This is a genomic window from Klebsiella sp. GFKo11 (assembly GCF_056490265.1).
The window spans coordinates 2,063,834-2,086,218 of sequence record NZ_CM151369.1 but is presented as its reverse complement, the minus strand read 5'-3'; the positions used below and the strand labels follow the sequence as shown (position 1 = coordinate 2,086,218).

Here is a 22,385-nt window from a genome sequence, read left to right as displayed (position 1 = left end):
CTGCTCCGGCAGCGCTTTTTATTTTATAAATTCTGAAAATCGCATTCCTGCCGTCCTCCCCCTCTGTGTTCTTAGCAATAACTGCTAGCATCAAATCCAAACTGGATAAAAACACAGGGAAGAAAATGGAATATTTTATTTATCAGGACGAAAAATCACACAAATTCTGGGCGGTCGAGCAACAGGATAACGAGCTGCACCTGAGCTGGGGCAAGGTTGGCACCAACGGCCAGAGCCAGATTAAAACCTTTGCCGATAGCGCCGCAGCCAGTAAAGCCAGGCAGAAGCTGATTAATGAGAAAACAAAAAAAGGGTACGCCGAAAATACCGTGGCGGAAAAACGCCCGCCCCAGGCAGTCGCTAGCCCAGCGAATAACCGCCCCTGGCTCGCTGATGATGCTCATATACCGCTAACGGAGGAGATCGACTGGTTTGCTTTCCATCACCGGAACCGCTCCAGACCGTTTAATACCACACCGGATGGCAATCAGATTTGGCAAAGCATTACCCAGAATGACAAAGCCACATTCAGGCCATCCGACTACCATTTTACATCACCGGTCTGGGAACAGGCTTACGCTGAGCTACACCAGCGGATTAAACATAACCAATCCACCGGAAGCCTGTTTTCTGAAGCGGCTCTTCTCGGGCAAATGGGCTATTATTCTGATGATTTAATCGACCTTTTTGTGACGCGATACGGACTTGAAACCACGGTTGAGATCGCCTGTCATACCCTACAAGTGGCATGCAAGTACGATGATGACCTTAAAAAAACTGTCGTAGGTAGCGACTTTCCTGTTAACGAAATAGAATATCTGCCCGACTGGCACCCGCGTTTGTGTCATCATCTTTCATTAGCGCCTGAGGAAGAGTGGCAGCGCTGCGTCAAAAAGCTGCTCGCTGCTATTCCTGGGCTTTCTCCCGCTATGCAGCCGTTTGCCGCATTGATGTTGCCAGAGCGCCCGGATATCGCCAACGAGATAGTATTGCGTTTCGCCGCCGAAGAGATCCCGGCAATGGCGTGGTTGAAAATGGTCGTCGATGCCCCTTCAGCACTGACTACGCTAGAAAAATATCCGTTGCCTCCGCTTTACTCTCACTTTCTCTCCTATGTTGCCACATTGATAGCCAATCATGGCGTGATCGGGGTAAGCCAACTCGTCAACGATTTGGACGAAAAAGAAGCAAACATCCAATTACCAAAGCTGGAAGCTACTGACTATTTCACTAAGTGGTTAGCTAAAACGAACCATCCGGATGCGCTTAAGATATTAATTCTTGGCGCCGGCAACAAAAATAAGCGTCTGGGATATTTAAGTAAGGCCTGCCAAAAATATCCTCATGCGGCCATTGCCGCATATGTGTCGCTGCTGACGAGCTATGAAGATCCGATCTGGCGCAGAGCGCTAACGATACTCATCAGCGCTGACCCCACCCGGGTAGAGCAGGTCTTGCCATGGATTGACGCACACGCCGCAGAAACGTTAACCACGACACAACCGCTTAGCGATTCATCAGCAGAATATGCCAGCCCGGAGACCCTACCAGAAATACTGGTATCCCCACCGTGGCTAAAGCAAAATCAAAAAAGCGCACCACCCGTATTCAAGCTATTGGTGCTCCCCGTCGTTTCTACGCTGAGCCTGACGCCGGCAATAGCGGAAGAACTCACTGGCTACGATTACAGTGATTACCAATCCCAATTCAATTACGCGGACCTACCGCCATTTGAAAGCTATCGTTGGGAAAAAGTGACAGAGCCATTCACCCCGGAACAAAACTTTCTGTGGCGCCTGGGATTTGAAAACTGGCAACAGTTAGACCCTGGCACATCGCAAAAAATGCCCATTCCGCAAAACGCCATCAATGCCCTGCAATGCAATGACTACGCCACCTTGATAAATGAATTCCATCAGTATACGGGTAAGCGGTATTCGCAATGGAAACTGCATCTGCTGGCCTGGATGCCGCGCGAGCAAGCATTGGCCTTACTGGATGCCTTAGCTGATGAACCTCACAAAGGCGAAGAGGGGATCTTGCCCATTTTTGGTATCGATGCCCTGCCAATATTTGTCCGTTATCTTAAACACGATCGCCAGTCGCTGTGGCCGTTTACCCCCTATTGCGGCACAACCGATTTGGCACTGCCGATGGCACAAAACTTCAGCCGCAAAAAAACGCTGCGCGAAGACGCCCGCAGCTGGTTACTTGAGTATCCCGAACATACCATTGCCGGATTATTGCCCGCAGCGCTAGGGAAAGCTTGCAAAGACAGGGACGACGCTCAACAAGCCTTGCGATTACTGGCCGATAACAATCACCGTTCTCTGATAACCCAAATAGCGCAGCGCTATCAACAACCGGAGATTATCGCCGCCCTGGGAGCCTTTCTCGACGTAAGGGATTTACACGATTTCCCGGCGAAAATTCAGCCTCTACCTGAATTTTATCAATTTGCTCTGTGGCGCAGACCACAGCTCAAAAGCACGGGTCTGCCGTTGCCAGATGACGCTATGCGTTACCTCGGCGATATGCTGAATTTCCCACGCGAAGTGAAACTTTACGCTGGGCTGAATACCGTAAAAAGCATCTGCACTCCGACATCTCTGGCTAACTTTGCCTGGGATCTTTTTAACGCCTGGATTGAAGCCGGAGGCCCCTCAAAAGCAAACTGGGGTTTCACGACATTAGCCTTTTTCGGTAATGACGATACCGCGCGAGCGCTGACGCCACTCATCCGCACCTGGCCTGGAGAATCACAGCATCAACGCGCAGCGCTTGGGCTGGATATTCTGGCGGAAATCGGCAGCGACATCGCCCTGATGTTGCTCAACGGCATTGCGCAAAAAATCAAATTTGCGGCGCTGCAGGAGAATGCACAGAACAAAATCCAGCAAATTGCCGAAAGCCGCGGGCTGACTATTGCCGAGCTGGAAGATCGCCTGGCTCCGGATCTCGACCTGGACGACAGCGGCTCTCTGACCCTCGACTTCGGCCCGCGCCGCTTTACCGTCAGCTTCGATGAAGCCCTCAAACCCTTTGTGCGCGACGAAAACGGCAACAGCCGCCTGAAGGACCTGCCGAAGCCCAACAAAAACGATGACGAGACGCTGGCGACCGAAGCCGTCAGCCGCTACAAACAGTTGAAGAAAGATGCCCGCACCGTCGCCGCCCAACAAATCATGCGCCTGGAATCCGCCATGTGCCTGCGCCGCCGCTGGACGCCGGAGCAGTTCCGCCTGTTCCTTGTCGAGCATCCGCTGGTGCGCCACATCACCCGCCGCCTGGTATGGGGCGTCTATAGCGAAGAAAACACCCTGCTTACCTGCTTTCGCGTAGCCGAAGACAACAGCTACAGCGATGCCGAGGATAATCCGTTCAGCCTGCCGGAAGGGCAAATCGGTATTCCGCACGTACTGGAGATGGCTCCGGAAGACACCGCCGCCTTCGGCCAGCTGTTTGCCGATTACGAACTGCTGCCGCCGTTCCACCAGCTCGATCGTAACCACTACAGCCTGGCGGAAAGCGAATGCGACGCCATGGAGCTGAATCGGTGGAACGGGCGACAATGCCAGGCAGGCCGCATCGTCGGGCTGGAGCGTAAAGGCTGGCAACGAATAGAAGAAAGCGGCAGCACCAGTGGGATGTATAAACCATCTGCCTGCGGCGAACTGATCCTGGAAATGGAGCCGTTTTCCCTGCTGTATGGAGAAACGGGGTACGACGAACTCATCCCGCTCGATATGGTCAAAATCGTCGCTAAAGATGATATTTACTTCGGAAAACCAGCGTTTGCTTTCTCCGCCCTCGACGCTATTACCGCCAGCGAACTCATCAACGATATCGAATCGCTATTCGATTAAAAGGAATTGGTCATGAAAACGTTCATTTATCACGACGAAAAATCTCACAAATTTTGGGCAGTAGAGCAACAGGACAACGAGCTGCATTTGAGCTGGGGTAAGGTCGACACCAGTGGTCAGAGTCAGATTAAAACCTTTGCCGATAGCGTCGCCGCCAGCAAGGCCGAACTGAAGCTGATTAACGAAAAAAATAAATATCCTCCGGCATAGCCGGAGGTTTTTCAGATGCGCCTATAAGGCTCTGTTACCAGCCGCGCCCTAACAGGCGCATCACGACCTGACATTTGCATCTATGGATTACTTACCGCCCGTAAACGGGCTGCCAGGATATGGGATCGACAACTGCTCGCCCATTTTATCCTCTGCAAGTTGGTGCTTTATGTATTCTTGTATCCTGCTCGTGTTTTTCCCTACCGTATCAACGTAATACCCTCGGCACCAAAACTCTCTGTTACGGTATTTGAACTTCAAATCGCCAAACTGCTCATAAAGCATCAGGCTGCTCTTTCCCTTCAGGTACCCCATAAATCCAGATACACTCATCTTGGGCGGGATTTCCAGAAGCATATGGATGTGATCCACACAGCATTCCGCTTCCAGAATATTCACGTTTTTCCATTCGCACAGCTTTCTTAAAATACTCCCTATCGCTTTGCGTTTTTCCCCGTAGAACACCTGTCTCCGGTATTTCGGCGCAAAAACTATGTGATATTTACAGTTCCAGCGGGTGTGCGCTAAGCTCTTTTCGTCCCTCATTGGGACCCCCTTTTGATTTCTTGTTGAACGTTTGCAGTTGCCAGACCGCAAACTGTTTTAACAAATCAAAAGGGGTTTTTATAACTGGCCCAAAGCTGAAAGCTTTACTGAACCCCCAGCCTAGCTGGGGGTTTTCTGTGCACAACCAAAAAAGGCTATGTTGAAGATACCGCCGCAGTGCAACCCACCGTTGCCAGCCAGCCTTCTGAGCCAGTCGCCACGACAGCTGCCCCACAGCCGGAGCGCGTTCCCACGCCTGTTGACGTTACCCGCCCGTGGCTGGCGGACGATGCCGAATTGCCGTTGTCGGATGAACTCCTTGCGCAAGCGCTCCCTTCGCGCCTCTTCCCCGGCGAACCGATTGCTGCGCCTGAGGACAGTGAACTGATGGACCTCGGCAAAGAGATCCACAAACAATCCGGTAAAACCGTCACCTTCAATAGCGCCGACTGCTCCGCATACTGGCAGCAAGTCATCAATGAAGCTCTCACCGATGGCCAGCTATCACCAGCCGCGCTGGCGGTTCAGGTCGCCGTGGCAACTCGCCGTGGCTGGCGCAGTGGTGACAATCCCGAGCTGATGGACGAAATTGTTCACGTCTACGGGCTGGAATACGCCGTTGAAGTGTTTATCGCCCTACAGCACATTGAATTTGAATATAATTATCAAACCGTTCAGGTCACCTTTCTCGCAGAACCAGTATCGGCTCGTGGAGCGAATATGTTCGACGTTCGCCTGCGTGCGCATCTGGCCCTTGCCGATGAGCTACTCTGGCAGCGCTGCGTGGATAAACTCATTGCCGCATTGCCGGATATGCCTATCGGCCAGCAGCCGCTGGTCGCGTTATTGCTGCCGGAACGCCCGGATATCGCCCACGACATCGCCCGCCGGGTGCTGGCGCATAAAAATGTCAGAACGGCAGAATGGCTGAAGCTGGTTGCCCGCGACCCGCAGGTCGTCAACGCACTGGAGCCTTACCAGGCAGAAAATGTTTTTAACGACTATTACCACGGCAGCGTCTGGAACGCGACGGTGATGCGCGAACAGGGAGTCGCCGGAATCTCCCGCTTTGCGCCCTACGTTCACGATGACCTGTGCGGCGAGCTGATAAGCTACGTTAATCATCCGCAGGCCCTGACGCAGCTGATCCGCGTGAGCGAACAAGGAAAACGCTGCCATGAACGGATGACTCAAGCCTGCACCCGTTTCCCACATGCAGCGCTGGCGGCATTGGCTGAGCTACTGGTGCATAAAGAAGAGAAACGCTGGCGCATTATGCTGATGACCCAACTGAGCGCCCGACCGGAACTGGTCGCACAGGTCGCGCCGTGGATCTCCTCGCAGGCCGCGGCGCTGCTGGAAACCTGCCAGAAGCAACTCAATCAGCAGGCCGACTGCGCCAGTGACGATATGCTGCCGTCGGTGCTGGTTTCCCCACCGTGGGCGACGAAGAAGAAAAAATCGCCGATTCCCCAACTGGATTTATCACCGCTGGCCTTAGACCCGGTCTGTATGCTGACGGAAGAGGCGGGCAAGCAGCTTCTCGAACAACGTAGCTGGTATGCCCACCAGGTGGAAATGGGTACAGGAAAGGGCGAAAAAAAATACCTGGAGCGACTAGGGTTTCAGCATTGGAATGGACATAATTTTGAAGACGTCCCCGATTCCGTACTGAACGCCTGGCAACGGCAGGATTATCCCGCTCTGATTGCAGAGTTTAAGGCCCGCCACGGTTCTTCCTCACGCGAATGGGCAGTCTATATGCTCACCGCGCTGCCCACCGAGCAGGCAATCGTGGCCTGGAACGCTCTGAGCAAAGAGCCGCACACCGGCGCGGAATACGTAATGACGTATCTGCGTCTTGCCGGACTGCCGGGCTTTATGCATTCTCTCTCACGTTACCCGCAAGAGAACTTATCCGTCGCTATCTGGTTTGCCGCCAGCGAACTGGCCCCGATGGTCGCCCGCGCCTTTAACAAGCTCAAAACGCTGCGTGAAGGCGCGCGCGAGTGGCTGCTGGCCTATCCTGAGCATGCCATTACCGGCCTGCTGCCCGCAGCCTTTGGTAAAGCGGGCGAAGCGCAGGACAGTGCACGTCTGGCGCTACGTCTGCTGATAGATAACGGCCATCAGCCGCTGCTTGAAGAGGTGGCGCAGCGCTATAACCAGCCGGAGGCGATGGACGCCATTAACGCCCTGCTCTCACTCGATCCGCTGGATAACCATCCAACCAAAATTCCGGCCCTGCCCGCGTTTTACCAACCTGCGCTATGGGCACGTCCAATACTGCGAGAAAACGGCCTGGCACTCCCGGACGCAGCATTAAAATCGTTCGGCGAAATGCTACGCTTCCCGGCAGAAGAAGGCCTTTACCCCGGCTTACAGCAGGTGAAAGATCTCTGCACTGCCGATTCACTCGCCGCCTTCGCCTGGGACCTGTTCAGCGCCTGGCAAACTGCCGGAGCGCCATCCAAAGAGGGATGGGCCTTCAGCGCGCTGGGAATTCTTGGCAACGACGACACCGCCCGAGCGCTCACGCCGCTGATCCGCGTCTGGCCAGGTGAATCCCAGCATAAACGCGCCACGGTCGGGTTAGATATTCTCGCCGCGATCGGCACGGATATCGCCCTGATGCAGCTTAACGGCATCGCTCAGAAGCTGAAGTTCAAGGCCCTGCAGGAGCGCGCGCGGGAAAAAATCGGCGATATCGCCGAAAGTCGCGAACTGACCGTTGCCGAGCTGGAAGACCGCCTCGCTCCGGATCTCGGATTGAACGATGATGGAACGTTAACCCTCGATTTTGGCCCGCGGCGCTTTATCGTTAGCTTTGATGAGGCGCTCAAACCATTCGTGCGCGATGAAAGCGGCAATCGTCTGAAAGACCTGCCAAAACCCAATAAGAGTGACGATGACACGCAGGCAACAGAGTCAGTTAATCGCTACAAAGCCCTGAAAAAAGACGCCCGCACCATCGCCGCCCAGCAAATCGCGCGAATGGAATCCGCCATGTGCCAGCGCCGACGCTGGACGCCGGAGAACTTCCACCTGTTCCTGGTGAGTCATCCGCTGGTGCGCCATCTTACCCGTCGTCTGGTATGGGGCGTCTATGGTGCTGACAACAAACTGCTGGCCTGCTTCCGCGTTGCCGAAGACAACAGCTACAGCACCGCCGATGACGATCTCTTTACCCTGCCGGACGGCGAGATCCGCATCGGTATTCCACACGTGCTGGAAATGCCTGCGGGAGACGCCGCCGCCTTCGGTCAACTGTTCGCCGATTACGAACTGCTGCCACCGTTCCGTCAGCTCGATCGCAACTGCTATACCCTGACGCCCGCTGAACTTTCTGCCTCAGAGCTGACCCGCTGGGCCGGGCGTAAGTGTCCGAGCGGCCGGGTTATGGGAATGGCGAATAAAGGCTGGCTGCACGGCGATCCGCAGGACGGTGGCTGGATTGGCTGGATGCTCAAACCGCTGGGACAGTGGACGTTAGTAATGGAAATCGACGAAGGCTTCGCCGTGGGCATGTCGCCGGACGAGCTGAGCGCCGAGCAGCTGTTAAGTGAAATCTGGCTATGGGAAGGCAAAGCGCACCAGTACGGCTGGGGCAGCAACGGCCCGCAAAAAGCAACGTTTTCCGTACTGGATAGCGTCAGCGCCAGCGAACTGATTAACGACATTGACGCACTATTTGAATAGAACAAGGAACGTTTATGCACAACGCAGTAACCCCACCGTGGCTGGCGGATGATGCACAGCTGGAATTGACCTTTAAAAAGGGTAAAGAAGCGTTAAGCCACCGCCGCTGGCCGGGCGAGCCGGTGCCGCTGGTTGAAGAGGGGCGGATTCAGCAGTTGGCGAACGATATTCCCGCCCGCTATCGCTCCCTCACCTGGGGCTATGAAAAATGTACGCCGGAGTGGCAACAGGCAATTGCTCTGGCAGTTTCTTATGTGGGTAAGGCAAAACCCGCCATGCCCGCCCCCACCATGGCGACGTTAACCCGCCTGACGGAAGACGACACCCCCGAACTGCTGGATGAGATCGTTCAGTTGTATGGCGTCGAGTACGCCACCGAGGTAGTCATTGCCCGCCAGAGTATTGCGATGGCATATAACAAATACGAACAGCCTAATATCGTGTTTTGCTACCCGGATAAGAAGGGAAAATACGGTTTTCGCGCCGAAACCTACGATGCCTTCGACCTACGCCTGCGCAAACACCTGTCGCTGGCGGAGGAAGAGATCTGGCAACGTTGCACTGACAAACTCGCCACTGCGCTTGCAGACGTGCCGCTATACCGCCAACCGTTTATTGCCCTGTTGCTGCCCGAAAGGCCAGATATCGCCAATAAAGTTTCTGTTACTCACGGCCAGGAAAGCTATAGATCATCAAAAGAGTGGCTAAAAGCCGTCGCCACGACTCCCACAGCGCTGGCTGAGCTGGAGGAGTATTGGGAGCACGATATCTTTACCGATCGCGAAGGTAGCGATATGTATTACGAGAACCGCTATGGCTACGCCGCCTGTGCCGCAGTTTTACGCGAACAAGGTCTGGCGGCGGTGTCCCGGTTGGCGGCCTATGCGCACCGGGACGACTGCGGCAGCCTGCTGGCGCAAATCAACCATCCGCAGGTTATCCGGCTATTGCTGCTGGTGGCGGACAAAAACAAACCCAGCCAGGAGCGCGTCGCTAAGTTTGCCAAAAAATTCCCCGCCTCGACGCTGGCGGCGCTGGCGGAACTGCTGGCGCTGCCGGTACCGCCCGCTCGCCCCGGATATCCTCATATCGAAGAGAAAAAGCTCCCGCAACAGCAGAAAAAACGCGCTGAGGGCTGGCGCATGCTGCTTCAGGCGTTGCTAAATACGCATCCGCAGCTGGCTGAAGAAGTCAGTCCCTGGCTAAGCTCGCAGGCGCTGGCCCTGCTGGCAAGCTGTCAACAATTGCCTTCTTCAGGCGTAACGACAACCACCGATAACGCCAGCCTGCCGGAAATCCTGCTCTCGCCGCCGTGGCGCGGCAAAAAGAAAAAAGCCGCCAGCCCACGCTTTGAGCTTCCCGTACTCCAGGTTGCTCCGCAGGAATACTGGCAACCGGGGGAAAGAGAGGCGCTGGGCACCAGCAAGCCAGCCTGTTTCTTTAACGACCTGCCGCTGCCTGAGCGCCTTAGCCGTAAAGGGGGCGTTGTATTACAAGAGCTGGGCTTTGAGGACATGGATTATCTGTTCCATCAATATACGTTGAATGGGCGGCAAGGGCATTTGGGATCATCGTATAGCGTCTACAGTAATAAAACGGGATGGTGTGAAGCTGCCGTTAAGGCACTGCACAGCGGTAATAGCGAGGTGCTGCTGCAGGCCTGGCGAGACTATCTTGACGAAGGCTATAAACCCAACGACTGCTGGAATCTTTATCTGCTGATGCAGTTGCCCCGCGAGCAGGCTGTGACGCTGTGGCAGCGCATCAATGAAGAGAACTTCAAATTCGTTGGGGCCGAATATATGTTGAGCATTCTCGGGACGGATGCCCTGCCCGGCCTGCAGCTGGCGCTTCAGCATCGGCCAAAAGAGATCTTTCCGCTGCTGATTCATATCGGTGCAACGGAACTGGCGCTACCGGTCGCCCGCCTCTGGCGACGTTTCCAGGCGCAGAGCAACCTCGCCCGTGAGTGGCTACTGCAATGGCCGGAACACGCCGCCACCGCGCTAATCCCGCTGGCGTTCGACAAAGCGGGCGATAACCGCGAAGCGGCGATTAACGCCCTGCGCGTGCTGTACCAGCAAGGTCACGAAGCGCTGCTGCAAACGGTCGCCCTGCGCTGGAACGAACCGCAGCTGTGGGCGACCCTGAAACTACTCCTGACGCAGGACCCGCTGGACAACTACCCGACCCGGATGCCGAAAGCGCCGGACTTCTGGCAGCCCGCGCTCTGGCGCAGGCCACGACTGATTGGCAACGACCAGCCGCTAACCGACGACGCGCTGGAGATCCTTGGCGAGATGCTGCGCTTCGCCCAGGGCGGCCATCATTACTGCGGGCTGGATATTGTCAAAGCCGCCTGTCAGCCCCAGTCGCTGGCCGCTTTTGCCTGGGATCTGTTTAACGCCTGGCAAAACGCCGGAGCTCCCGCCAAAGAGAACTGGGCATTTCAGACACTTGGTATCTTCGGCGATGAGAGCACGGTGCGTGATTTAACCCAGCTTATCCTCGCCTGGCCGCAGGAGGGGAAATCGGCCCGCGCCGCCAGCGGGCTGCATCTCCTCACTCGCATCGGCAGCGATATGTCATTACTCCAGCTGCACCATATCTCGCTGCGAGCCAAATCGCGCCCGCTGCGCGAGAGCGCGGAACAGTATCTTAAAGAAGTTGCCGAAGCGCGCGACCTGAGCGAAGAGCAACTGCAAGACCGGCTGACGCCGACGCTGGGGCTGGACGACGCCAGTGCGCTGACCTTTGACTTTGGTACCCGTAGCTTTAGCGTGCGCTTTGATGAAAACCTGCTGCCGGTGATATACGACCAGCAGGGAGCGCGGCAAAAAAGTATTCCGCGCCTGCGCGCCGAGGATGAGCAGACCAAAGCCGAAGAAGCGCTGGTCCGACTGAAAGGCCTGAAAAAAGATGCGACCCAGGTAGCCAAACGCCTGCTGCCACACCTGGAAAGTGCGCTACGGCTGGCGCGGCGCTGGAGCCGGGCTGAGTTTCAGGCGCTGTTTGTCGACCACCCACTGACCAGCCATCTGACCCGGCGCTTAGTGTGGGGAGTTTACGCAGCGAATGAACCGCGACGTCTGCTCAACGCCTTTCGCGTCGCAGCGGAGGGCGAATTCTGCGATAGCCAGGATGAATCCATCACGCTGCCGGAGAATGCCGTGTTCGGCATCGCCCATCCACTGGAAATGGGTGATGAAACGCGCGCGGCGTTCGAACAAATCCTCAACGACTACCTGCTGTTGCAGCCCTTCCGTCAGCTAGCGCGCCGGACGGTGCTGCTGTGTGAGGAAGAAGCAACGCGAAGCAAGCTAACTCGCTGGCAGGGCAAATCAACCACCTGCGGACAGCTGTTGGGGATTCGCAGCCGGGGCTGGTGGCAAGGTAGCGAAAGCTATTTCTGTTACGATGTTGCTCAGCATCGGCTGATACTGGAAATCACGCCGGGGTTTGTTCACTACAGCATAGACGCTAAAGCCCCTCAGCAGTTTGGCGCGATAACGCTCTATTACGGCGAACAACCCGTTGCATTCTCCCGGCTCGATCCTCAGGATCTCAGCGAAGCGCTAAACACAATAGAGATTATTTCCCGCTAGTGTGACAAACGTGGTGAGTCAATTAGCAACAATATTCGACTCACCACATGAGTCGAATATTGACTTTTTAGCTCCACTTACCGAACGCGCCTTTGTGACCTCAGAATACGCAGGGAGATATTGCGCTAAATATAACTCTTTAAGGAAGAAATATGTCACCACAGGAAAAACATCTTCAGCGCCCGCCGGCTGCCGTACTGTATGCCGACGAACTCGCACGGCTTAAGCAGGATGACTCGCTCCCTTGCCCGCCCGGCTGGCAGTTGAGCCTGCCAGCGGCGCGGGCTTTCATCCTTGGCGATAGCGCTCGCAATATTAGCCGCAAAGTGGTTATCAGCCCCGCCGCCGTCGAACGGATGCTGGTAACCCTGGCGACCGGGCGCGGCCTGATGCTGGTAGGCGAGCCGGGAACCGCGAAATCACTGCTCTCCGAGCTGCTGGCCACCGCCGTTTGCGGCGACGCCGGGCTCACTATCCAGGGCGGCGCGGCCATTACGGAAGATCAAATCAAATACGCGTGGAACTATGCATTACTGATAAACCAGGGGCCGTCGACGCAGGCGCTGGTGCCCGCCCCTCTGTCTCAGGGAATGCGCGACGGTAAAATCGTTCGCTTTGAAGAGATCACCCGCACCCCGCTGGAAGTTCAGGACTGCCTGCTGGGGATGCTTTCCGATCGCGTAATGGCGATCCCGGAACTGACCGGCGATGACAGCCAGCTGTACGCCCGCGCCGGATTTAATATTATCGCCACCGCCAACACCCGCGATCGCGGAGTTAACGAAATGAGCGCGGCGCTGAAACGCCGCTTCGACTTCGAAACCGTCTTTCCGATTATGGATTTTCAGCAGGAGCTGGAGCTGGTGGCCAGCGCCTCGGCCCGGCTGCTGGAGCATAGCGGCATCCCGCATAAAGTGCCCGACGCCGTGCTGGAGCTACTGGTGCATACCTTCCGCGATCTGCGCGCCGACGGTGGCAAGAAAACATCAATGGATACCCTCAACGCCATTATGTCCACCGCCGAAGCGGTTAACGTCGCCCACGCCGTCGGGGTGCGGGCGTGGTTTTTAGCCAGCCGTGCCGGGGAGCCCGCCGATCTGGTGGATTGCATCGCCGGGACCATCATTAAAGATAATGAAGATGACCGCGCCCGCCTGCGTCGCTATTTTGAACAACGCGTCGGCACGCATAAAGAAGCCCACTGGCAGGCCTATTATCAGGCCCGTCACCGCCTGCCGTGAGGGAACACGCATGCCTGAGCAGCCGTTAATTATCGGCGTTCGTCATCACAGCCCGGCCTGCGCCAGGCTGGTGAAGGAACAGATTGAACAAACGCGTCCGCGCTACGTATTGATTGAAGGCCCGGCGGATTTTAATCATCGGCTGGATGAGCTGTTTTTACCTCATCAGTTGCCCATCGCCATCTACAGCTACTGTCAGCATCAGGACGGCGGCACGGCTGGGCGCGGTGCCTGGACGCCGTTCGCTGAATTTTCTCCGGAATGGCAGGCGCTGCTGGCCGCTCGCGCAACCGGGGCGCACGTCCGATTTATCGACCTGCCGGTGTGGGCGCAGAGTGAGGACGATGAAGAAGTTCCTGACGCTCGCCGCGCCGATGACCAGCAGCGCCTGCTTCAGGCCTGCGGGATGGAGAATACCGATACCCTGTGGGATCACCTGTTTGAAGACGAAACCCAGCGCGCTGACCTGAAACAGGCGCTGGAGACTTACTTTATCCGCCTGCGCGGCAACGAAAGCGGTGGTGAAAACAACCACCAGCGCGAAGTCTTTATGGCCCGCTGGCTGGCATGGGCGATGGGGAAAAATGACGGCGCGGTAGTGGTGGTGTGCGGCGGCTGGCATGCCCCGGCGCTGGCCACGCAATGGCGAAACTGCCCGGCGCAAACGCAGGAGCCTGAATGCCCGCCTTCGCCGACGCCCGAGGCCATCACCGGCTGCTATCTGACGCCCTATAGCGAAAAGCGCCTGGATGTGCTGGCAGGTTATCTTTCCGGGATGCCCGCGCCAGTGTGGCAGAAATGGTGCTGGCAGCTCGGCCAGCAGCAGGCTGGTGAACAGTTGCTGAAAACCCTGCTCACCCGTTTACGCCAGCGTCGCCTGCCCGCCTCCACGGCCGATCTCGCCGCCGCCCATCTACGCGCCATGGCGCTGGCGCAGCTTCGCGGTCACGCCCAGCCGCTACGTTGCGACTGGCTTGATGCGCTGGCGGGGTCGCTGATTAAAGAAGCGCTGAACGCCCGGCTGCCATGGAGCTATCGCGGCGTGATTCATCCGGATACCGACCCGATCCTGCTGACAATGGTCGATGCGCTGGCAGGTTCTGGCTTCGGCAAGCTGGCGTCGGGAACACCGCTGCCCCCACTGCCGCTGGATGTGGAGCGCGAGCTGGCCCGGGTCGGTATTACCCTGTCCGGTAGCCTGACCCTCAACCGCTTTGAACCCGGCGAGCTTGCGAAAAGTCAGGTACTGCATCGGCTGGCCATCCTCGATATTCCAGGGATCCAGCGGCGACAGGGCAGCGCAATGACGCTTTCCGGCGACGGCGAAGAGTGCTGGTCGCTTTTTCGTCCGCTGGAACAGCATGCCGCGCTGATTGAGGCCGCCTGTTACGGTGCCTCCCTGGCAGAGGCCGCGCGCCAGCGGCTTGAGGTAGACATGCTGGATTCCATCGGCATCCGTAGCCTGGCCGCCAGCCTGAACCAGGCGGCACTGGCAGGGCTATCTACCTTCAGCCAGCAGATGCTGGATCAGCTGGCGCAGCTTATTGCCGGGGAGAGCCAGTTCGCCGAAATGGGCCCGGCGCTGGAGGTGCTTTACGCGCTGTGGCGTCTGGACGATATCAGCGGTATGCAAGATGCCGTGGTGCTGCAAACTACGCTCTGCGCGGCGCTTGACAGGACGCTATGGCTCTGCGAGTCCAGCGGCGTTGCCGAAGAGGCGCAGTTTCATGCCCATCTACATAGCTGGCAGACGCTGTGCCATATTCTGCGCGATATGCCAAACGGCAGCGTTTTACCCGGGGTGTCGCTCAGTGCCGCCCTGGCCTTATTTGAACGGCGTATGAGAGCGTTCGATGCCGCCCCGCTCGACCGCGGCGCGGCGCTCGGCGCACTGCTTCGCCTTGAGCATCCCGCTGCAACTGCTGAAGCGGCCCTGACGTTATTGGCGCAGTTGCCGTCGCAGCGGCTGGGGGAAGCTGTACACGGCATGCTGGCGCTAGCCCGCCATCAGTTGACCTGCCAGCCCGCGTTTATCGCCGGATTCAGCGAATTGCTTTCTCGGTTGGCAGAAGATGAGTTCATTCTCGCCCTGCCGGATTTACGCGCGGCGATGGCCTGGCTGCCACCACGCGAACGCGGTGCGCTGGCGCGTCAGGTACTCGATCACTATCACATGACCATGCTGCCGACGCAGGTGCTTCAGGCACCGATCCCCTGTTCGCCGGAACGCTTTACTCGTCATCAGCAGCTAGAACAGCAGGCGCTGGCAGCACTGCAGCACTGGGGAATTCGCTAATGCATACGCTATCCGATCTTCTGACCACCCGTGAACTCCAGCGCTGGCGGCTGATTTTAGGCGAAGCCGCCGAAAACAGCCTTGGCGGGCTCGATGAACGCGCCTGCCAAATGGACCAGGCGCTGGAGTGGCTATATGGCCGCGACCCTGAACGCCTACAGCGCGGCGAACGCCAGGGCGGGCTGGAGGGCTCGAACCTGACGACGCCCGAGTGGATCAACGCCATCCATACGCTTTTTCCGCAACAGGTCATCGAACGACTCGAGAGTGATGCGGTGCTGCGCTACGGCATTGATGAGGTAGTGACTAATCTGGAGGTGCTGGAACGCATCGAACCTTCCGAAAGCCTGCTGCGTGCAGTGCTGCATACCAAACATTTGATGAACCCGGATGTTCTAAACGCCGCCCGCAAGCTGGTGCGTCAGGTGGTCGAGCAAATCATGGCCCGGCTGGCAAAAGAGGTTCGCCAGGCTTTTTCCGGCGTACGCGACCGTCAGCGTCCCTCGCGCATCCCGCTGGCGCGCAATTTCGACTTCAAAAACACCCTGCGCGCTAACCTGAAGCACTGGGACCCGCAGCGCGGCAAACTGTACATTGAATCACCGAAGTTTATCAGCCGCATTAAGCGCCATAGCGAAAAATGGCAGTTGGTTTTGCTGGTCGATCAGAGCGGTTCGATGGTGGATTCCGTTATTCATTCCGCCGTCATGGCGGCCTGTTTGTGGCAACTACCGGGTATCCGCACTCACCTGGTGGCCTTTGATACCAGCGTGGTAGATCTCACCGCCGACGTCGCCGACCCGGTCGAGTTGTTGATGAAAGTCCAGCTTGGCGGCGGTACCAACATCGCCCAGGCGGTAGAGTATGCCCGGCAGCTCATTGAACAGCCGCAAAAAAGCGTCATCGTGCTGGTGAGCGATTTTTTTGAAGGCGGTGCGACATCCCTGTTGATTCACCAGGTGAAGCAGAGCGTACAAAGCGGTATCAAAGTCCTCGGGCTGGCGGCCTTAGACAATACGGCATCGCCCTGTTATGACCACGAGATGGCTCAGTCTCTGGTTAATGTTGGGGCGCAAATCGCCGCGATGACCCCCGGTGAACTGGCTGCCTGGCTGGCGGAGAATTTGCAATCATGATGCCTTTACGCCCTGAATTACTCGAGCTTACGCAGCAGGCGCTGATGGCGCTGAGCAATGCCGGATTCGTTAAACGCAGTATCAAAGAGCTGGATAGCGGTAATATTCCCGAGCTGGAGCAGGATGATGCTGGTGCGCTCACCGCTCTGTTTAACGATGGAGTCCGCACCCGACTGGCAAAGGACCAGGCGCTGAAAGAGTCCAGCTGCACCTGCGGCGCCAGCAGCATGTGCCGCCATCGCGTGATGCTGGTGCTGAGCTATCAGCGTGCCAATGTCAGCGACGACGTACCCGAAGAGGCGGCGGAAAATACCGAGCGCTGGCATCCTGGATTGTGGCAGGAAGAGCTGGCGACCCTACCCGACGCCGTCCGTAAGCGGGCGCAGCAGTTAGCGGATAAAGGGTTAGCTGTGGAGCTGTTTTGCTTACCTGGCGAGATTCCTTCGGCAAAGCTGCCGATGAGCGATGTGCGTTTTTACTCCCGCAGCAGCATCCGCTTTGCCCGCTGCGATTGTGTGGAAGGATCGCTATGCGAACATGTGGCGCTGGCGGTACAGGCATTTACCGACGCCGAAGCCCAGCAGCCCGGCTTTACTCATCTGGTCTGGCAAACCCACAGCCACAAGGTGGCCGCCAGCGGGGGTCCGTTTGATACCCCGGAGGGCGAAGCCTGCCGGCATAGCCTCCAGCAGCTAAGCCATCTTCTGTGGCAAGGCGGTATCAGCCAGCCGCCGATCAATCTTGACGCCGCGTTTACCCGCGCACAGCGTGCAGCGCATGCAGCCAACTGGCGCTGGGTCGTCGGGGCGCTTGACGAGGTTCGCCAGAGCGTCGATGCGTTCCAGCAGCGTGCCAGCTATTATCACCCCGCGCAGCTACTCGCTCAGCTCGCCGGTCTTAACGCCCGCCTTGAGAGCGCCGGGCACATGGCGCAACTTGCCGTTCCGCCTCTGCCGTGGCGCACTATCGTCGGTCTGGGCGTTGCCGGTGAGGCACAGCTCGACCACGTGCGGCTTATCTCTTTAGGCATGCGCAGCTGGCAGGATAATCGCCAGTATGGTTTACGCATCTGGTTTAGCGATCCGGACACCGGCAGCATCCTGCATTTATCGCGCAGCTGGCCGCTGGCTGAACGGGTGCAAAGCCCGGCATGGCAGCGTCGCCTGTTTACTTTTCAGGCTGGGGCGCTGGCGGGCGGGCAAATCATTTCCCAATCGGCGCGGCGTAATGCCAATGGCGAACTGCTGCTGGGCACACGCCACCGCCTGAGCAGCAACGTTCCGCTCACCCCGGACGCCTGGCTTATGCTCAATGCGCCACTGCGCCAGCCGGGCGTGGCGGCGCTGCGCGAATATCTGCACCAGCGCGCCCCGGCCTGCGTACGTCCGCTCAACCAGGTGGATAATTTATTTATTTTGCCGATTGAGGCGTGCCTTGCCGTGGGCTGGGATGCGGCGCGGCAAACGCTGGATGCGCAGGTTATCAGCGGCGAGGGGCAAGATAATCTTCTGCATCTGTCGCTCCCCGCTTCCGCCAGCGCGCCTTATGCTGTTGAGCGAATGGCGGTGCTGCTGGGGCAAGAAGACGATCCGGTGGTGATGGTTTCCGGGATGGTCACGTTTAGTCATGGACAGCTCACCCTGGAACCGCTGGTGATGATGACCCGCTCGCGGGCCTGGGCGCTGGATGCCGAACCGCACCCCGCAGGGCCGTTGCCCGCCGCCGATTTATCAACATCGATATCTCAGACAGGATTGCTTTTACAGCGTTGCCAGGAGGTGTTAATCCAACTCCTGCATAATGGTCTACGCTACCAACAACAGAACCTTTTTCGCGAAGCGAGTACGCTGGCCGATGAACTGGCGGAGCAAGGCTTTAACCAGTTGGCTCGTTTGCTGCGCCAGCTGCATGAGAATAAATCAGCCACACCAGACAACACATTGAATACGTTAGCTTTACTCTATCTACAGCTGCAAATGGCACAATATTAAACAAAGGGAATCGTTATGCAATTCAACCGCAAGATCGTCACTATCCTGAGCGCAACCGTGTTGCTGACGGCGCTGGTCGGCTGCGATAACAAAAAAGACGAGGTTAAAGCCTTTAGCAACACCATGAACGGCGTTGAGCTGACGTTCACCTATCACTACAAAGGGGACATCGTGACGCGTCAGGATGCGGACAACACCATTCCTTATAAATCACTCGGGGTGACTAACGAAGAGCAGGCGCGCAAGATTATCGACCCCATCGGTGCGGCTTACGGCAGCATTAAAGGCGTCACGCACAAGGTGGACTATAAGGAGAGCTACGCACAGGAGCATCTCTCCATCGACTTTAATCAGGTCAAAATCAGCGACCTGTGCAAACTGCCGGGTGCTAGTTTTACCGATTGCGCGCAAAAGTTTATTTCGCTTAGCGAGTCGGAAAAAATGCTGACGTCGCAGGGATTTAAAGAGGTGAAATAACGTCAATTCCCGGCTTGCGCTGCGCTGAGCCGGGCTACAGGTTTACAGTTGTCTGCGGGCCGGTAGCCCGGACAGGCGCGGCAAACGCCGCCTCCGGGGAATGCGCCAGGTTGATGCATAGGAGCCGTTTCTTCCCGGTGGCGCTGCGTTGACCGGGCTACAGGCTCACAGTTGTCTGCGGGCCGGGTAGCCCGGACAGGCGCGGCAAGCGCCGCCTCCGGGGAATGCGCCAGGTTGATGCATCGGGGCCGTTTCTTCCCGGTGGGCTGTGCCGGGGAAGCATATCAGGATTTCGCGTGCGCGCGTTCGGTCAGGCCGCGCAGGAAGTAACGCAGGAACTGGTCACCGCATTCGCGGTAGTTTTTATGGTCCGGCGCGCGCATCATGGCGGTGATCTCCGGCATTGAAACGCGGAATTTCTGCTGGGTAAGGATAGCGAGAATGTCATCAGTCTTCAGGGAGAAGGCGATACGCAGTTTTTTCAGCACGATGTTATTATTCACCCGGCGCTCAACCGCCAGCGGCGGTGCGGATTCATCTTTACCGCGTTTGTCGTAAATCAGGCCATTGAGGAAGTTCGCCAGCACGATGTCCGGGCAGCGCGCAAACCCTTCTTCGTCTTCTTTTTTCAGCCACGGTACCAGTTGCTCTGCACTCACCGGCGCATCTGCCAGAGTAAAAATGCGCACCAGGCCGTTATTGTTGGTTTTCAGGATGTAGCGCAGGCTACGTAAGATATCGTTACTGATCATAATGCCTTCATGATGAAAAATTCTGGCGCTAAGTCTACCACGATTCCGCCGTTTTACAGCCCAATCGCCTCTTTCAGGCTTTTCAGATAGCGGCGGCTGACCGGCACCGTTTGCCCGGCGCGCATCAGCAGCTCCGCCTGGCCGTTCTCCTCCAGGCGGATCTCCTTAAGGTGGGCCATATTGACCAGATACTGGCGATGACAGCGCAGCAGCGGCGTTCGGCTCTCCAGCGTGCGCAAAGTCAGCTCGGTAAACCCCTCTTTCCCTTCGCTATCGGTGACGTAAATACCGCTCATTCGGCTGCTGACAAACGCCACGTCCTCCATTTGTAATAACCAGATCCGGCTGTGGCCGGTGCAGGGGATATATTTTAGCGCCTGCTGGGTATCGTCGAGGACGGTCATATCCTGCAGGCTGCGCTCATGGCGCAGGCGGGCCAGCGTTTTCTCAAGCCTCGTGGACTCAATCGGCTTGAGCAAATAATCAAACGCGTGCTCTTCGAACGCTTTCACCGCGTATTCATCAAAAGCAGTCAGGAAGACGATATAAGGTCGATGTTCCGGGTCGAGCATGCCGACCATTTCGAGGCCGCTGATCCGCGGCATCTGAATATCCAGAAATAGCACATCCGGGCGCAGTTTATGCACCGCGCCAATTGCCTCTACGGCATTCCCGCACTCGCCGACGATCTCAATATCAGGCTGGGTCTCCAGCAAGATACGCAGATTTTCACGCGCCAGCGGCTCGTCGTCGACAATTAAAACTTTTAACATGCGTTCTCCTCCAGAGGCAGTCGCAGCGTAACGCGGGTAAAACACTCCGGTTCGCAGGTGACGGTTATTCCGCAGTCGGCACCGAAGCGCGCCCGCAGTCGTCGGTCAACCAGGTTCATTCCCAGCCCGCTGGCGCTGGGTTTATCCTGGTAAAGCCCGGCGTTATCTTCAATATCCAGCTGCAGCCAGCGCTCATATTGGCTCGCGCGAATGGTGATTTCGCCGACGCCAAGATGCTGCGAAGTGCCGTGTTTAATCGCATTTTCGACTATCGGTTGCAGGGTAAAAGCCGGAAGATGATGCTGCGCCAGCGCCTCGGGCACCAGCATTTGAATCTGTAAATTGGCCTGAAAACGCGCTTTCTCAATCTGCAAATAGGCGTTCACATGTTCAATTTCATCTGCCAGGGTGACGATTTCCGCTGGCCGTTTCAGGTTTTTGCGAAAAAAAGTCGACAGATATTGCACCAGCTGTCCGGCCTGGTCGCTGTCGCGGCGAATTACCGCCTTTAACGTATTCAGCGCGTTAAACAGGAAGTGCGGGTTCACCTGAGCATGCAGCAGCTTAATCTCCGATTGGGTTAGCAGCGCCTTTTGCCGCTCATACTGACCGGCCAGAATCTGCGCTGACAGCAGCTGCGCAATCCCCTCCCCCAGCGTGCGGTTGATAGAGCTAAACAGCCGGTTTTTCGCTTCATACAGCTTAATGGTGCCGATGATCCGCTGATTCTCACCGCGCAGCGGAATAACCAGCGTGGATCCCAGCTTACAGTTGGGATGAATCGAGCAGCGATAAGGCACTTCATTACCATCGGCATAGACCACTTCGCCGGTATCAATCGCCTTCTGGGTATACAGGGAAGAGATCGGTTTGCCAGGCAGATGGTGATCGTCGCCGATCCCGGTAAATGCCAGCAGCTTGTCGCGATCGGTGATGGCCACCGCGCCGATATCCAGCTCCTGAATAAGCACCTGCGCCACCTTCATGCTGTTCTCTTCGTTAAATCCCTGGCGCAGGATCCCTTCCGTAGAGGCGGCAACCTTCAGCGCCGTAGCCGAGAACGCAGAGGTGTATTTCTCAAACATCGCCCGCTTATCCAGCAAGATGCGCATAAACAGCGCCGCGCCGACGGTATTGGTGACCATCATCGGCGCGGCGATGCTCTGCACCAGATGCAGGGCATCCTGAAACGGACGGGCGATCAGCAGGATAATCAGCATCTGCACCATTTCGGCAACGAAGGTGATAGCGCCAGCGGTCAGCGGGCTGAAGACTTTATCCGGCCGCCCGCGTTTCACCAGAATGCTGTGTACCAGGCCGCCAAGTAGCCCTTCAACAATGGTGGACACCATACAGCTTAATGCCGTCATGCCGCCCATCGAGTAGCGGTGCAGCCCACCGGTCAGCCCGACCAGCCCGCCGACAACCGGGCCGCCGAGCAGGCCGCCCATCACCGCACCGATGGCGCGCGTATTGGCGATCGAGTCTTCGATATGCAGGCCGAAATAGGTGCCCAGAATGCAGAAAATAGAGAAGGTAACGTAGCACAACAGTTTGTGCGGCAGGCGAACGGTGACCTGCATTAAGGGGATGAACAGTCGCGTTTTGCTCATCAACCAGGCGATGACCAAAAACACGCACATCTGCTGAAGCAGCAGCAACACCAGATCAAACTCGTACATACCCGCAGACCACACTTCACTTGAAAGCGCGTAACATACACTGCCTGCTTATAACTTTCTTTGAAGCAATACAAGAAAATGATAATTCACGGGCGAGATCACACTTCTTGC

At 57.0% G+C, this 22,385-nt stretch carries 12 protein-coding genes and 1 pseudogene; 9 read left to right on the top strand and 4 right to left on the bottom strand.

The genetic code is table 11. The features are described 5' to 3' along the window. The first annotated feature begins 125 nt into the window (after positions 1–125). Complete coding sequence (locus AC07P6_RS10065) at positions 126–3,866, top strand: DUF4132 domain-containing protein (protein WP_478316139.1); 3,741 nt, start codon at positions 126–128, stop codon at positions 3,864–3,866. A gap of 12 nt (positions 3,867–3,878) precedes the next feature. Continuing rightward, a pseudogene (locus tag AC07P6_RS10060) lies at positions 3,879–4,061 on the top strand (WGR domain-containing protein); the annotation flags it as partial. Between the two features lie 102 nt (positions 4,062–4,163). Here AC07P6_RS10060 and tnpA read toward each other — a convergent pair. Further along, positions 4,164–4,622, bottom strand: a complete 459-nt coding sequence (gene tnpA / locus AC07P6_RS10055; protein WP_478313671.1) for an IS200/IS605 family transposase — start codon at positions 4,620–4,622, stop codon at positions 4,164–4,166. Between the two features lie 177 nt (positions 4,623–4,799). Here tnpA and AC07P6_RS10050 point away from each other — a divergent pair, with 177 nt between their 5' ends. From AC07P6_RS10050 to AC07P6_RS10020, 7 genes are all read left to right on the top strand, one after another. Then, positions 4,800–8,321, top strand: a complete 3,522-nt coding sequence (locus AC07P6_RS10050) for a DUF4132 domain-containing protein (protein WP_478316138.1) — start codon at positions 4,800–4,802, stop codon at positions 8,319–8,321. Between the two features lie 14 nt (positions 8,322–8,335). After that, positions 8,336–11,926, top strand: coding sequence for a DUF4132 domain-containing protein (locus AC07P6_RS10045; protein ID WP_478316137.1), 3,591 nt, complete (start codon positions 8,336–8,338; stop codon positions 11,924–11,926). Between the two features lie 152 nt (positions 11,927–12,078). Further along, positions 12,079–13,167 carry an ATP-binding protein gene (locus AC07P6_RS10040; RefSeq protein WP_478316136.1) on the top strand — a complete coding sequence of 363 codons (1,089 nt, stop codon included), beginning with the start codon at positions 12,079–12,081 and terminating at the stop codon, positions 13,165–13,167. Between the two features lie 10 nt (positions 13,168–13,177). Next, a complete protein-coding gene (locus AC07P6_RS10035) occupies positions 13,178–15,463 on the top strand; it encodes a DUF5682 family protein (RefSeq protein ID WP_478316135.1) in 2,286 nt (761 codons plus the stop codon). Continuing rightward, positions 15,463–16,599: a vWA domain-containing protein gene (locus tag AC07P6_RS10030; protein WP_434662434.1), complete on the top strand. Its 1,137-nt coding sequence runs from the start codon at positions 15,463–15,465 to the stop codon at positions 16,597–16,599. The genes AC07P6_RS10035 and AC07P6_RS10030 overlap by 1 nt, the downstream gene beginning before the upstream one ends. Beyond that, positions 16,596–18,590, top strand: coding sequence for an SWIM zinc finger family protein (locus tag AC07P6_RS10025; protein WP_478316134.1), 1,995 nt, complete (start codon positions 16,596–16,598; stop codon positions 18,588–18,590). Before AC07P6_RS10030 ends, AC07P6_RS10025 begins: the two co-directional genes overlap by 4 nt. Positions 18,591–18,605: 15 nt before the next feature. Continuing rightward, a complete protein-coding gene (locus AC07P6_RS10020) occupies positions 18,606–19,067 on the top strand; it encodes a YehR family lipoprotein (protein ID WP_478316133.1) in 462 nt (153 codons plus the stop codon). A gap of 284 nt (positions 19,068–19,351) precedes the next feature. Here the strand turns inward: AC07P6_RS10020 and AC07P6_RS10015 are convergent, their stop codons facing one another. From AC07P6_RS10015 to AC07P6_RS10005, 3 genes are read right to left on the bottom strand one after another with little or no spacing between them, the layout of a single operon-like run. Next, positions 19,352–19,819 (bottom strand): YehS family protein, encoded by a 468-nt coding sequence (locus tag AC07P6_RS10015; protein WP_110277433.1) that lies wholly within the window; start codon positions 19,817–19,819, stop codon positions 19,352–19,354. Positions 19,820–19,872: 53 nt separating this feature from the next. Continuing rightward, the gene (btsR, locus tag AC07P6_RS10010; protein ID WP_182207358.1) at positions 19,873–20,592 is read right to left on the bottom strand and encodes a two-component system response regulator BtsR; all 720 of its coding nucleotides are present in this window, start codon (positions 20,590–20,592) and stop codon (positions 19,873–19,875) included. Continuing rightward, on the bottom strand, positions 20,586–22,274 hold the full coding sequence (locus tag AC07P6_RS10005) for a sensor histidine kinase (RefSeq protein ID WP_182239918.1): 1,689 nt from the start codon (positions 22,272–22,274) through the stop codon (positions 20,586–20,588). Before AC07P6_RS10005 ends, btsR begins: the two co-directional genes overlap by 7 nt. Between the last annotated feature and the right edge of the window lie 111 nt (positions 22,275–22,385).

What these genes read in the sequence shown, in the direction of transcription:
- AC07P6_RS10005 (WP_182239918.1), bottom strand. Translation starts at nt 22,274, where the DNA reads ATGTACGAGTTTGATCTGGTGTTGCTGCTGCTTCAGCAGATGTGCGTG.
- AC07P6_RS10020 (WP_478316133.1), top strand. Translation starts at nt 18,606, where the DNA reads ATGCAATTCAACCGCAAGATCGTCACTATCCTGAGCGCAACCGTGTTG.
- AC07P6_RS10065 (WP_478316139.1), top strand. Translation starts at nt 126, where the DNA reads ATGGAATATTTTATTTATCAGGACGAAAAATCACACAAATTCTGGGCG.
- tnpA (WP_478313671.1), bottom strand. Translation starts at nt 4,622, where the DNA reads ATGAGGGACGAAAAGAGCTTAGCGCACACCCGCTGGAACTGTAAATAT.
- btsR (WP_182207358.1), bottom strand. Translation starts at nt 20,592, where the DNA reads ATGTTAAAAGTTTTAATTGTCGACGACGAGCCGCTGGCGCGTGAAAAT.
- AC07P6_RS10025 (WP_478316134.1), top strand. Translation starts at nt 16,596, where the DNA reads ATGATGCCTTTACGCCCTGAATTACTCGAGCTTACGCAGCAGGCGCTG.
- AC07P6_RS10035 (WP_478316135.1), top strand. Translation starts at nt 13,178, where the DNA reads ATGCCTGAGCAGCCGTTAATTATCGGCGTTCGTCATCACAGCCCGGCC.
- AC07P6_RS10045 (WP_478316137.1), top strand. Translation starts at nt 8,336, where the DNA reads ATGCACAACGCAGTAACCCCACCGTGGCTGGCGGATGATGCACAGCTG.
- AC07P6_RS10040 (WP_478316136.1), top strand. Translation starts at nt 12,079, where the DNA reads ATGTCACCACAGGAAAAACATCTTCAGCGCCCGCCGGCTGCCGTACTG.
- AC07P6_RS10015 (WP_110277433.1), bottom strand. Translation starts at nt 19,819, where the DNA reads ATGATCAGTAACGATATCTTACGTAGCCTGCGCTACATCCTGAAAACC.
- AC07P6_RS10030 (WP_434662434.1), top strand. Translation starts at nt 15,463, where the DNA reads ATGCATACGCTATCCGATCTTCTGACCACCCGTGAACTCCAGCGCTGG.